Raw genomic sequence first — 12,798 nt, forward strand, 5'->3', positions numbered from 1 at the left:
CTGCGGGTCTCACAGACAGCGCCGCTCTGCTTGGCGACACGGGAAATATCACCGCAGGTCTCACAGACAGCGCCGCTCTGCTTGGCGACACGGGAAATATCACTGCGGGTCTCACAGACAGCGCCGCTCTGCTTGGCGACACGGGAAATATCACCGCTGGTCTCACTAAGGTTTCGGTCGGTTCCGTAACTCAATCCGTGAAATCTAGCTCCCAAAGCGTCTTGAAAGACGCCGCTCAGGGCGCATCAAAAAGTATAGTGCAAAGCTCATCTAAATCACTTGTCAGTGGACTCACACGTTCCGTCGCATCGGAATCTGCCAAAAGCGTTTCAAAAGAAGCGGCACAGGAAGTAGCTCAAGAAGTCGTGCAAGAGGCCGCGCAAGGCGTCTCTCAAGAAGTTGTGCAGGAAGCGGCTCAGGAAGTAGCTGAAGAAGTCGTGCAAGAGGCCGCACAAGGCGTCGCTCAGGAAGTTGTTCAGGAAGCCGCGCAGGAAGTAGCGCAAGAAGTTGTGCAGGAAGCCGCACAGGAAGTAGCTGAAGAAGTTGTTCAGGAGGCCGCACAAGGCGTCGCCCAGGAAGTTGTGCAGGAAGCCGCGCAGGAAGTAGCTCAAGAGGTTGTGCAGGAAGCCGCACAGGAAGTAGCTCAAGAGGTTGTGCAGGAAGCCGCGCAGGAAGTAGCTCAAGAGGTTGTGCAGGAAGCCGCACAGGAAGTAGCTCAGGAAGTTGTGCAGGAAGCCGCACAGGAAGTAGCTCAGGAAGTTGTGCAGGAGGCCGCGCAGGAAGTAGCCCAGGAAGTTGTGCAGGAAGCCGCGCAGGAAGTAGCTCAGGAAGTTGTGCAGGAAGCGGTGCAGGAAGTAGCTCAAGAGGTTGTGCAGGAAGCCGCACAGGAAGTAGCTCAAGAGGTTGTGCAGGAAGCCGCACAGGAAGTAGCTCAAGAGGTTGTGCAGGAAGCCGCGCAGGAAGTAGCTCAAGAGGTTGTGCAGGAAGCCGCACAGGAAGTAGCTCAAGAGGTTGTGCAGGAAGCCGCGCAGGAAGTAGCTCAAGAGGTTGTGCAGGAAGCCGCACAGGAAGTAGCTCAAGAGGTTGTGCAGGAAGCCGCGCAGGAAGTAGCTCAAGAGGTTGTGCAGGAAGCGGTGCAGGAAGTAGCGCAAGAAGTTGTTCAGGAAGCTGCACAAGAAGCGGTTCAGGAAGTAGCGCAAGAAGTAGCTCAGGAGGCGGTTCAAGAAGTTGTACAAGAGGTCGCTCAGGAAGCGGCTCAAGAGGTTGTGCAGGAGGTAGTGCAGGAAGCGGCGGAGGAAGCCGCCCAGGAAGTTGTGCAGGAGGCCGCACAGGAAGTCGTTCAGGAAGTTGTAAACACGGGACTCGGCGGCCTATTTTAACAACGAGTCCAAATGAGCAGAAGCACGAATCAGCAAAGCGATGGCAAATCACTTTCACAAGATTAAAAACGTGGTAAAGTAGAAGAATTCAAATAGTTACAAAAAACACATAACTTTGAGATTCACCTTTCAGGCGTTGCCATCGCGAATTATGCAAGTTCGTTATATATATGAGTCCTTATGGACCGCCTTATGCTTCACTCTTTTGTTTTCAGTTTTCTCTTCGCCTGTTTTAGCGGCACAATCCGAGGAAACTCCAAAAGCGACGGCAACTTCAGAGAATAAAGCTTCACCAGAAGTGAAGCCCCCCCCTGCCAAGGCCCCCAAGGCAAACGATAGCGCGTTGATGGCGCTTTCCAAAGGTCTGGGATTTTTTCAGACAGGCCAACTCGAGGAAGCCAGAAAAGCATTCGAAGAGGGTATCAAGCAAAACCCCGGCAAGGGCGAGTTGTATTATTATCTGGGGCTTGTCTTGAATAAATCGCAGGACTACGATCAGGCAATCGCAATCTTCAAAAAAGCTCTGACCCTGTCGCCTGACATTAAAGAGCTATTCCTTAATCTTGGGATTTCCTACTTCAAGACGCAGGATCTTGCATCTGCCCAGGAAACTTTTCAAATCGCTCTTGAAATTCAGCCAGAAAACGGTTCGGCTCAATTTTTTATGGGGATGACTCTAAACGCCCTGCAAAAATTTGAGGAATCGATCCCCTATTTTGATCGCGCCGCCCAACTCGATCCCGAATTCATCCAACTGGGCGGCTACTACAAAGGACTGTCTTATTATAAATTAGGCAAGACGCCTGAAGCGGTGGAACAGTTCGAAAAATCCGTCGCCGTCGATCCACAAACAAAAATTGCGAAGGATTCCCAGCAATTCATTGAACTCCTCACCAACAAGAAAACAAAAAGCAAAAAAAACTGGTCGGCTAATTTCAGCGCAGGCTGGGAGTGGAACGACAACATCACCCGCGCGGAATCGGATCAGGTTTCCAATGAATCGGACACCTCCTACATTTTTGAAGCCGGCGGAGAATACACTCTTCATAAAGATTCGCAATACACAGTCACCACGGGATACAGCTTTTTCCAAAGCCTGTTCGAAAATGCGACCGAGTTCAATTTTCAGTCCCACACCCCCAGCTTTTCTTTTTCGCGCGCCTTCGAAAAATTTGAAGCGAGTATGAATTATTCCTACTCCTATAATTTTCTGGATGATAAATCCTTTCTGGCCATTCACATCCTCGCCCCGACCGTTAATTTTTCTCTGCACCCACAGCATTACATGACGACCAGTTACATGCTCCAGAACAAAACATTTTTCACGGACGCCACCCGAGACGGCGACAATCATTCCCTCGGCTTTCTCAACTTTTTCTTTTTTATGGACAACAAGGCTTACTGGTCGGCTGGATACAGATACTCGGACGAAAGCACGATCAACAAAGAATTAGAGTACGCCGGACATCGAATCAGCACGACGCTGAAACTACCAGCCTACTTGCTCGACACCCTGAAGATTTCCTACAGCCTTTCAATTCGCGACTACAAAAATGTGACCGCAAGCATCAATGAAAAACGCCGAGACGAGAAACAAACGCTCAAGGCATCGATCGTGCAACCCTTGTTTGATTCATTCGTTCTCGACATCAGCTACACGCGCACAGAAAGCAGTTCCAATTTGCTTTCCGTGGATTTCAAGGAAAATGCCGCCGGATTCAATATAGGCTATAAATTCTAGCACCACCCGGCGCGCGAAAACGTTGGGGGTCTTTTGATAAGAGCCGGCCCCGAACCCTAGCTTATCGAATCCAATGCCACGATCATTACACTGGCCCATCGCATTCCTCGTCATCTTCCTTTCGACGTATCTGCTGTACGTCAACCCCGTTTTTCTACAAAAATTTGAAAGCATTTTTCAGGACCTGAATTTTCGCTGGCGGGGAGAAACCGCTCCCGGTCCGAATATCGCGATAGCGGCCATCGACGAAAAAAGCATGGACCAATTTGGACGGTGGCCCTGGCCGCGAGCAACCATCTCCAAGCTGATCGAGCGACTGACCGAGATGGAAGCAAAAGTCATTGGCTTTGACGTCGTCTTTTCATCGCCGGAATTGAACCCCGGCGCAAAAATCGTGGACGATATTGAGACCCGCCTGCTTCTGAACGGCCTTCCTAAAGCGGACGTAGACCAAAGCCTTCTTCCGTTCAAGAATAACGCTGAACCCGACCTTCAATTTGCCCAGACAATCCGCGACTCCAAGAGGACGGTGCTGGGATATTTCCTACATCATTCGCTCACCGATACAAACGAATTAACGCTCGATTCCGTTCAGACCAATATCGAGAACATAGAATCATCAAGATTTCAGAATTTCATCAAATCCAGCGGCGCGCTTCAGTTGGATGAATTACCCATTCGCCCGGCTTATGGCGCAGAGGCCAATATAAAAACCATCTCAAAAAGCACACGAGACGCGGGCTTTCTGAGTTTCGACGTGGAACCGGACGGGTCCATCCGCTGGCTACCTCTGATCGTCAAACTGCAAAACCCTAAAACCAAAGAGTCTTCCTTCTTCCCGCCCTTCTCCATCCGCGTCGTCGAAAAATACCTCGACGGGGCGTTGATTCTCAAGGCAGGGCCGACAGGCATTGATGAAGTTCTGCTCGACGCAGAGGAAGCGATTCCCCTGCCCGTCGATCTGCAAGGAAGAATTTTCATCAACTATCTGGGCAGGCAGAACACCTTTCCACATTATTCAATCGCCGATATCCTTCAAGGCCTCGTCCCCCCGGAAACCTTCAAGGATAAAATTGTTCTGGTCGGCGCAACCGCCCAGGGCTTGAAGGATATACGAAACACTGCATTCGATCCGATCATGCCCGGTATTGAAATCCACGCCACGGTGATCGACAATATACTCAGGCAGAATTTTATCGTTCGCCCGCAATGGGCGCCGTTAGCCGAAGCGCTTTATCTGCTCATTGCAGGCATCGCTCTAACTTTGGTCTACACCCGCATTCGCCCATCGGCCAGCGTCTTTTTCTGGCTTTTTGTCACCGCCGCCCAGTTCATTCTGTTTCAGTGGCTCTTTACATCCAAGCAAATCCTGTTCACAAATTTTTACGCCCACCTCGAACATTTTCTATTATTCACCAGCATCACGATTTATCGCTATCGTGCAGAAGAAAAGCAAAAAAAGCAGATCAAGAACATTTTTGGCCAATACGTTTCGCCCACCGTGATCGAACAGATTCTCCAGGATCCCGAAAACATAAGCCTCGGCGGAGAGCAAAAAGAACTGACCGCATATTTTACCGACCTTGCAGGCTTCAGCGCGGTCTCGGAACAACTATCGGCGCAGGAACTGGTTGCCCTACTGAACGAATATTTATCCGCAATGACCGACGTTTTACTCGCCCACGAAGGCACGCTCGACAAATACGACGGCGACGCCATCAAAGCTTTTTTTGGCGCCCCGATTTACTTTCCCGACCATGCCCTGCGCGCCTGTCTGGTGTGTATTGAAATGCAGGAACGCCTGCGAGAATTAAATAAATTATGGGAGAGTCAGGGGCGGCCAACGATGGGAATGCGCGTCGGCGTCAACACCGGGCAAATGGTGGTCGGCAACCTGGGGTCAAGAGAACGCATGAATTATGGAATGAACGGGGACTCCGTCAATCTGGCCGCGCGCCTTGAAGGAGTGAACAAACTCTATGGAACCGAGTCCATCATCAGCGAGTCCACCTATCTTCAAGCCAAAGATCACCTAGAAGTCAGAGAACTGGATCTGGTTAAGGTGGTAGGGCGAAAAACGCCTGTCAGAATTTATGAACTGCTGGCAAAAAAAGGCGCTCTTGACGACACGCTCAAGGAAAGTTATGAAATTTTCGCCGTCGGACTTCAGAATTACAGGGCCCAACAATGGGACCAGGCCATCGAGCGCTTCAACCATGTTCTGGAGAGAACGCCGCTCGACCGACCGTCCCAACTGCTGATAGAACGTTGCGAACGCTTCAAACTCACTCCGCCAGAAATCGACTGGGACGGATCCTTCACGCTGACATCGAAATAGCCAAGATTCTTTACTTGCAAAAATATTTTTTCAACGTTTAAATAATATTAACGCCTCATACAATGCGTTCACCAGATCGCTTCTATTGAATACCAACGATCTGCCTGTTATGAGTTTGACGACCTGAATCCAATGGAATGACTAATTATAATTTTTTAAAAATTCTCAAAAAAATTCCCTTCCTGAACGTTCTCGGCGACGTTGAGCTGGAACGATTGCTATTGGATTGTCGAACCGTAACCATCGCGCCGGAACAAGTCTTTTTTGAAGAAGGCGAGACCGGCGATTGTATGTTCGTTATCCTTTCTGGCCAGTTGGAAATTTACAAAGAGAATAAAAAAATAGCAGACAGAGGCCCCGGCGAATTTTTTGGCGAAATGGCCCTGGTCGATTCCGAGCCACGCTCTGCGAGCGTGCGCGCGATAACCGATTCCGAACTGCTTGAGATCAATAAAAATGAATTCGGCTGGATTTTCAACTCCCACCCGCAGGTCGCTCTCGAAATATTAAAAACCACCCTGTTTCGACATCGCAATGACCTGACCACCATTGACTGGAGCTTCAAGGAATTAAAAACAACGGAACAGCTCTACAGAGGAATCGTCGAAACCGTATCCGACATCATCCTTCAGGTCAGCCCCGATCATAAAATCGTTTTTGCAAACTCGGCGGTCCGACAATTGAATTACGAGCCGGAAGAATTGCTGGGCCGACCTTTAAAAGACATTATCAACGAGGAAGACCATGGAACCGTCATTCCCAAGTTGACCACAAAACGCAGTGGGGAAAGAACCACAGCCAATCTGGAGATCACCGTAACCTCCAACCGCGCTTCAAACAAACCACCGCAGGATCTGACGCTACTGTTGAACGCTTTTGGTCTCTGGGATATCCCCGATGAAAAATTAAAGCGTTCCAAGTCCGAAAAAAAATTCATTGGGACGCTCATCACCGGACGCGACATCACAGAAAGAAAAAGGGCGGAGATCAAGCTGAAAGAAGCCCACGACGCCCTCGAACAACGGGTGCTGGAACGCACGGCACAACTGGCGGAAAGCAATCAAAGCCTGAAGGATGAAATTCGAAAACATTTGAGAACGCTTGATGATCTCAACAAGGCCAAAATTGAAGCGGAGACCGCCAACCGCGCCAAAACTGATTTCCTCTCGCGCATGAGTCACGAATTGCGCACTCCGATGAATTCTGTCATTGGATATTCCCAGTTGCTCATGGACTCCGAAGGCGAATGGACCTCCGACCAACATAGCGAAGTGCAACGCATTTACGATTCCGGCAATCACTTGATGTTACTCATCAATGATATACTTGATTTGACCCACATTGAGGCCGGGAGATTGGAACTCGCCCTCGAAGACGTCCAGATCAACGGTTCGCTAGAAGAAGCGATTTCCGTCATCATGCCATTGGCAAGCAACAAGCAGATCAAAATCACGAGCAACCTTAAAGACCGCGACCCGATCCTTGTTCAATGCGACCCGACTCGCATCATGCAAGTCTGGCTCAACCTGCTATCCAACGCGGTAAAGTACAACTACCCCAAAGGAAACATCGAAATCCAGGTCGATGTGGTAAACGCAAAAACCGCTGCCATACATATCAAAGATACCGGCCCAGGAATTTCTCAGGAAGAGAAGAATAAAATATTTGAGCCATTCAATCGCCTGCACACGCCCGGCCTGCAAGAAGAAGGCACCGGAATCGGACTGACCATCACAAAAAACCTGATCGAACTGATGAACGGTTCCATTTCCGTAGAGAGCAAAATGAATGTCGGCAGTTGCTTTACCGTCACCCTTCAGCTTGCAGATAAAACCGCGTCTGCCGTAGCGACCGACTCCCCGCCTCCTCAAAAAGCCGATGTGCATCGCGATTCTGAAAAACCGGAACACGTCAAAAAAATTCTCTGTATCGAGGACAACCTGGCTCATTTGCAACTGATCAAGCGAATCATCACAACGCACACTCATTACGAAATTATTTCCGCATCCATCGCCAAGCTCGGGATAGAACTCGCTCAGGCTCATCAACCCGACCTGATTTTGATGGACATGCAATTACCCGACATAGACGGTATTGCCGCGTTTCTTGAATTGCAGAAATTAGAGGAAACGGCAAGCATCCCCGTCATTGCAATCAGCGCCAACGCCCTCAAGACCGCTGAAACCGAAGCGATGGACATCGGCTTCAAGGAGTATATTGTCAAGCCTTACCAGATCCGTCATCTCATCGAAACGATAGACAACTATTTGGCGATGAAGACTCCAAAATAATCCCCAGTTTCATCCAATCCCGGCGAGCATTGTTTTCATAACGATAAGGACTCTGGATCATGACGGACCCACTCTATGATGATGAAAATAACACTTACCGTCTCCTGTTCCACGCCCTTGACGAGCCGATTCTAATCCTGAATTGCGAAGCCAGTCGTTTTGTCGACGCCAATCCTGCCGCGACTCGGCTTTATGGATATTCTCAAGATGAATTCCTGAAACTCAATGTAAGCGCTATAGCAGAGGCTCTCACAACGTCACTAAACGCGACGCCCGACGCACCAACAACACGGCCCAATGAAATCACACAGCAAACCCATCGCAAGAAAGATGGATCTCAATTTCCCTGTGAAGTGAAGACAGGTTCACTCAGCGTCAACAAAAGCAAGCCTGTCTTTGCCATTATTAGAGACTTAACGAGTCACCCTCAAACAGACATCGTCCGATTGAACGAGAGTCAAATCCATTTACAGAGCATCATCAACAATTCCGGCTCTACCATTTACCTGAAAGACATCCAAGGTCGGTACATTCTTGTCAGCAAACTCACCGAATACTATGTACAAAAGACAAATGAAGAATTACGCGGCAAAACCGATTACGAAGTTTTCCCAAAACACGTTGCCGACGCCTTCACCAAACACGACAGAGAAGTCCTGGAATCACAAACCGTCATGGAATTTGAAGAGGTGGCGCCGCACCCGGATGGGTTATTCACCTTTCTGTCCATCAAGTTCCCACTCTGGGATCCCGAGGGGAATATCTACGGCGTCGGCGGAATTTCCATCAACATCAGCGATCGAAAGAAAGCCCAGCAGGAACTGGAAAATTACCGCAGTCAACTAGAAGAACTCGTACAACAACGCAGTCAGGAATTACAGAACACCCACCGACAACTCCTTCACTCTGAAAAACTCGCCGCCCTTGGCAAGCTGAGCGGAACCATCGCGCACGAACTGAATAATCCCATCTACGGAATCCGTAATATTTTTGAGGCGATGGGAGAGGATGAACTCGGCCCGCGCTATGAACACTACGCGCGCCTCGGCGTCGGCGAGTGCGACCGCATTTCCAATCTGGTGCAACGACTCCAGGATTTTTACCAACCCACCAGCCAGATAAAAAAATCACTGGACCTTCACGCAATTCTCCAGGACATGAGCTTTCTTCTTGATAAAGAGCTTCGGCAAAGCAACATTCAAATCATTGAGCGTTTTGCAAACGACCTCCCCAATATTATCGGCGTCGAGGATCAATTGAAACAAGTCGTTTTGAATTTAATTCAAAATGCGAAAGAAGCCATCGGCCCGGATGGAGGAGCGATAACTTTATCGACGCGACACGATAAGGATACCGTTGCACTGACGATCCAGGATTCCGGCGCAGGCATTCATCCGGATCATATCGACAAGATTTTTGACCCCTTTTTCACAACCAAAAATGCGATCAAAGGAACCGGGCTGGGGTTGTCCGTCAGTTACGGAATCATCAAAAATCACGGCGCAGAAATCACGGTACAGAGCGATCCTGAAAACGGGACAACGTTCACCGTGCTTTTTAAATCCCTCGAAACCACATAACCAACAATCATGAAAAACCTGGAAGCGCTCCTCGTGGACGATGAAGAAATTATCCGCGTCACCCTTGCGCACAAACTGAAAAAAAACGGTTTCAAGGTGACCCTTGCGGACAACGCAGACGCCGCCGTCGCGCTGATTCAGGAACGCAACTTTGATTTGATCATCACGGATTTAACCATGGATATCGGGTCCGGGTTGGACGTGCTGAAAGAAGCAAAAAAAAACGATCCATCCACTCCAGTCATCATGCTCTCCGGCTTCAGCTCTTCCCCTCAACTGGAGGAAGCGGCAGAATGCGGCGCCTCGTTCATCGTATTGAAACCCTGTTCATTCGGGGAATTGTTCGAAAAAATTCAAGCCTCCATCAAAGCCTGATTCCTGGGGGCTATCGTATTTCCCGCTTTGGAAATTTCCACTCAGACCGAAACACCGGCTCTCCTTGCGGGTCAAGATAGCCTTCCGCCGCCAGCATGAACGTTTCATCCAGCGGAATGAGAACCAGCTGGCGCCCCGCTTCGGGGTCGGGTCGAACGCCCCTCAACTCGACATTGTTTGGAGAAATCGGAACAATCTTCTGAATAAATTTCAATTCTTCACTGGAAAATTCCGGCGTGCCTTCAGGCACATACCATAACGTTTTCCCTTCAGGGGAAAGCATCCAGTCGACAAAGCGACTTGGCGTGACCATTTCTTTTTGATGATAAAACGGCGTTTGTTTCAAAAATTTTAAAGAAGAAACGCGTCGGGCAACGCGTTCCGCCTGCCTGAGATCAGGATGTTCCACAGGCTCTTCAAAGTCCACAAACAGCAAGGCCCCGCTCAGCAACAAACCAGCGCCAAGCGCCGCCATGTATTTAATTTTTCTATCCGGGGAAAGCCGAGCCATCTGATAACCTTGGAGATTCCAGCCACCCGCACAGAAAGCGCTTGCCAGCGCGCAACAGAGCGGGTCACAATGTCAAAAAACCACAAGAACATTATAACTTGAAAATAATCGCTATAAAGGAATTCCAATGAGCCTTGACTGGACGCTACCCAAAAACGATCCCTGGTCCACCCCCTTCGCAGATTCGCTTCTCCACCACCTGGAGTTGGCGCCCGACCTCAAGGTTCTGGACATCGCGGCGGGAGGGGGAATACCCGCATTCCATATTGCCGACAAAATAGGACCGCAAGGTCATGTACTCGCGATCGACATCAACCCGCATCAAATCCTGCGCGCTCGCTCCACGCAACAGGGCAGGATGCCCTGGTTAAAATTTGAAGTCGCAGACATGAAGCAACTGCCGCCGGGCTTTTCCCGCTTCGACCGCATCACCGGCAACCTGTCCTTCATGTTCTTTCGGCCCAATCGCCCCGAAGCCTTGCAACAATTGCTCGATTTCCTCAATCCCGGCGGCCAGATCGTTTTGACCTTTCCATCGCTCGGCACCTTCGATTCCCTCTGGGATCAGGTTCGCCTGCGCATGAAAGCTCAAGGTCATATGAAAGAACTTGAACGATTTGAAGAATACTTCGAAGAACGCCCCTCCGCCCAGCATGCCCGGCAGTGGCTTGCAGAACTGGGGATGGAAAAAATCGACGTGACCGAATGGCCGCTTGAAATTCCAACAGGACGCGGTCGTCAATTTCTGGAGCACCCTCTTTTGCGCGGAGGTTTTCTCGACGACGTTTACGAATGCTTCGAGGACCCTTCCCTCGCCGAAACATTCATGACCGAGCTGTCCGCAGACACCGAAAGTTTCACTCCCCTGCACGCCATCCGATGCGCCATGTCCGGCTGGAAACCCGCATGACTTTCAGGAATGAACTTTTAACGACTGTGGGTTTGATGATATGATCCCGACATGAACCGTCTAGACAAGCAGGACCTCAGACAACAAATCACGGAAGAAATCGCCGATCAGAAAATTCTGATCCAGCGCCTGACAGAAACCTCCAAGCCCGTGTCGCCGGACAACGCCATCGGACGATTGACCCGCATGGAGGCGATTACCAGCCGCGGCGTGAGCGAAGCGTCCCTGCTCACCGCAAAGAACAAACTGGTAAAACTTGAAAAAGCATTGGACAAGGTAGACCTTCCCGAATTTGGAACCTGCGTGAGCTGCGGACTGGCGATCCCCGCAGGCCGCATCCTTCTGATGCCTGAAATAGAAATTTGCGTGTCTTGCGCAGAAAAAAAATCATCCCGACACTAGCGAGATTCTCCCGCTCCATTTTCACGACCCCTATTGACTATGAAACGATTGAAACATTTTCTGACTTTTTTATTAATTTTGCTCGCCCTGTCACTGAGCGCCTGCAGTAAGGAAAAACCCGGAACGCCGCTCAACTTGCCGCCCGCAGAAGAACCCTCTGCGAGACTCTTCAACGACTTCGGAATTGATTTTTTTGAAAAAGGAAATTATTTCGACGCCTCATTGAATTTCAATCAGGCCATCGTCGCCGACCACACTTCAGGAGAAGTGCATTACAACATGGCGCTCGCGCTCTACATGCGCGGGGAAGAAGAACGCGCCGTCAAGGAATTGCAACTGGCGAAACAATACGCCGACGGCAACCCGGAAATTCTCGACTCGCCCTTTCTCAAACGCTACGTCAAATAAGAACTGGCCCGGCTCAATGCCCCGGCTCGGTATAATGCCGGATGTAGAGAATCAACTGCCACACCTGCTCATCATCCAGATTCTTGAACGCCGGCATCGCCGTACCCGGCGAACCGTTTTTAATCACCCAGAACAACTGACCGTCCGCAATCTCCCGCATCGTCTGACTGCAGGTGAAATTGCGCGATCCGGGAACCAGTTCGCGAAACAAGGTGCCCAGCCCATTGCCGCTGATTCCATGACATAAACGACAGGGCCCCGGAGACGCGTCAAAATGGAACAAGGTTTGCCCGGCGAAAAGATTTTTGGGAATCGCCTGCAGGGGATTTTTCATTTTCAGAAATTTATCCGGCGCCTGCGGCGTATCACGCACCTGGGGACATTTGGGTGAAAATTCCAGCCCCTGATCCATCTTGCTCGCAGGATGCGCCGCAAAAGCAATTCCAGAAAGAACCGGGACAGAGATGAGCATGAGACAACAACGTTTCAAAACATCGCAAAACATACCGACCCCCTTTAAAGTAATTTCAGACAGACGCGCAACAGAGCGCCCCCTCTATTTACAAGAGAGAACCACCCACACATTTATTCAAAAAAAACGGGAAAAGAAAAAGAGTAGAGCCAAATGAAAAAGGGTTAGCGAAAAATCGCTAACCCTTTAACATATAGTGGCGGGGCCGACGAGACTCGAACTCGCGACCTCTGGCGTGACAGGCCAGCGTTCTAACCAACTGAACTACGACCCCGCTATAATCTGATATCGGCGTGAACCGGAATCTACAATGGTGGGCGAAACAGGGCTCGAACCTGTGACCCCCGGCTTGTAAGGCCGGTGCTCTCCCAGCTGAGCTATTCGCCCATTT

At 50.0% G+C, this 12,798-nt stretch carries 11 protein-coding genes and 2 tRNA genes; 9 read left to right on the plus strand and 4 right to left on the minus strand.

Going from position 1 to position 12,798, the window contains the following annotated elements; genetic code table 11:
- From G3M78_01525 to G3M78_01550, 6 genes are all read left to right on the plus strand, one after another.
- On the plus strand, window positions 1–1,379 hold a 1,379-nt coding region (locus G3M78_01525), incomplete at its 5' end, for a hypothetical protein (protein QPJ64151.1).
- Between the two features lie 298 nt (window positions 1,380–1,677).
- Window positions 1,678–3,120: a tetratricopeptide repeat protein gene (locus tag G3M78_01530; GenBank protein QPJ64152.1), complete on the plus strand. Its 1,443-nt coding sequence runs from the start codon at window positions 1,678–1,680 to the stop codon at window positions 3,118–3,120.
- A 73-nt stretch (window positions 3,121–3,193) separates the two neighbouring features.
- Window positions 3,194–5,458: an adenylate/guanylate cyclase domain-containing protein gene (locus G3M78_01535; protein QPJ64153.1), complete on the plus strand. Its 2,265-nt coding sequence runs from the start codon at window positions 3,194–3,196 to the stop codon at window positions 5,456–5,458.
- Between the two features lie 137 nt (window positions 5,459–5,595).
- The gene (locus G3M78_01540; GenBank protein QPJ64154.1) at window positions 5,596–7,749 is read left to right on the plus strand and encodes a cyclic nucleotide-binding domain-containing protein; all 2,154 of its coding nucleotides are present in this window, start codon (window positions 5,596–5,598) and stop codon (window positions 7,747–7,749) included.
- A 59-nt stretch (window positions 7,750–7,808) separates the two neighbouring features.
- On the plus strand, window positions 7,809–9,329 hold the full coding sequence (locus G3M78_01545; protein ID QPJ64155.1) for a PAS domain S-box protein: 1,521 nt from the start codon (window positions 7,809–7,811) through the stop codon (window positions 9,327–9,329).
- A gap of 9 nt (window positions 9,330–9,338) precedes the next feature.
- On the plus strand, window positions 9,339–9,704 hold the full coding sequence (locus G3M78_01550) for a response regulator (GenBank protein ID QPJ64156.1): 366 nt from the start codon (window positions 9,339–9,341) through the stop codon (window positions 9,702–9,704).
- Between the two features lie 10 nt (window positions 9,705–9,714).
- Here the strand turns inward: G3M78_01550 and G3M78_01555 are convergent, their stop codons facing one another.
- A complete protein-coding gene (locus G3M78_01555; GenBank protein QPJ64157.1) occupies window positions 9,715–10,215 on the minus strand; it encodes a hypothetical protein in 501 nt (166 codons plus the stop codon).
- A 127-nt stretch (window positions 10,216–10,342) separates the two neighbouring features.
- Between G3M78_01555 and G3M78_01560 the strand changes: the two genes are divergently transcribed.
- The 3 genes from G3M78_01560 to G3M78_01570 are packed head-to-tail and all read left to right on the plus strand — an operon-like array spanning window position 10,343 to window position 11,935.
- Entirely contained in the window at window positions 10,343–11,125 is a 783-nt protein-coding gene (locus tag G3M78_01560; protein ID QPJ64158.1) for a class I SAM-dependent methyltransferase, read from the plus strand.
- A gap of 51 nt (window positions 11,126–11,176) precedes the next feature.
- Window positions 11,177–11,527: a hypothetical protein gene (locus G3M78_01565; GenBank protein ID QPJ64159.1), complete on the plus strand. Its 351-nt coding sequence runs from the start codon at window positions 11,177–11,179 to the stop codon at window positions 11,525–11,527.
- Between the two features lie 39 nt (window positions 11,528–11,566).
- The gene (locus tag G3M78_01570) at window positions 11,567–11,935 is read left to right on the plus strand and encodes a hypothetical protein (GenBank protein ID QPJ64160.1); all 369 of its coding nucleotides are present in this window, start codon (window positions 11,567–11,569) and stop codon (window positions 11,933–11,935) included.
- A 13-nt stretch (window positions 11,936–11,948) separates the two neighbouring features.
- On the opposite strand, the gene G3M78_01575 is transcribed toward G3M78_01570, so the two are convergent.
- The 3 genes from G3M78_01575 to G3M78_01585 form a co-directional block, all read right to left on the minus strand.
- On the minus strand, window positions 11,949–12,407 hold the full coding sequence (locus tag G3M78_01575; protein ID QPJ64161.1) for a cytochrome c: 459 nt from the start codon (window positions 12,405–12,407) through the stop codon (window positions 11,949–11,951).
- Between the two features lie 197 nt (window positions 12,408–12,604).
- Window positions 12,605–12,681: transfer RNA gene (locus G3M78_01580), tRNA-Asp, on the minus strand.
- A gap of 37 nt (window positions 12,682–12,718) precedes the next feature.
- Window positions 12,719–12,794: transfer RNA gene (locus G3M78_01585), tRNA-Val, on the minus strand.
- Window positions 12,795–12,798 lie beyond the last annotated feature (4 nt).

Origin of the sequence: Candidatus Nitrohelix vancouverensis (assembly GCA_015698305.1) — a bacterium.
Taxonomy (GTDB): domain Bacteria; phylum Nitrospinota; class Nitrospinia; order Nitrospinales; family VA-1; genus Nitrohelix; species Nitrohelix vancouverensis.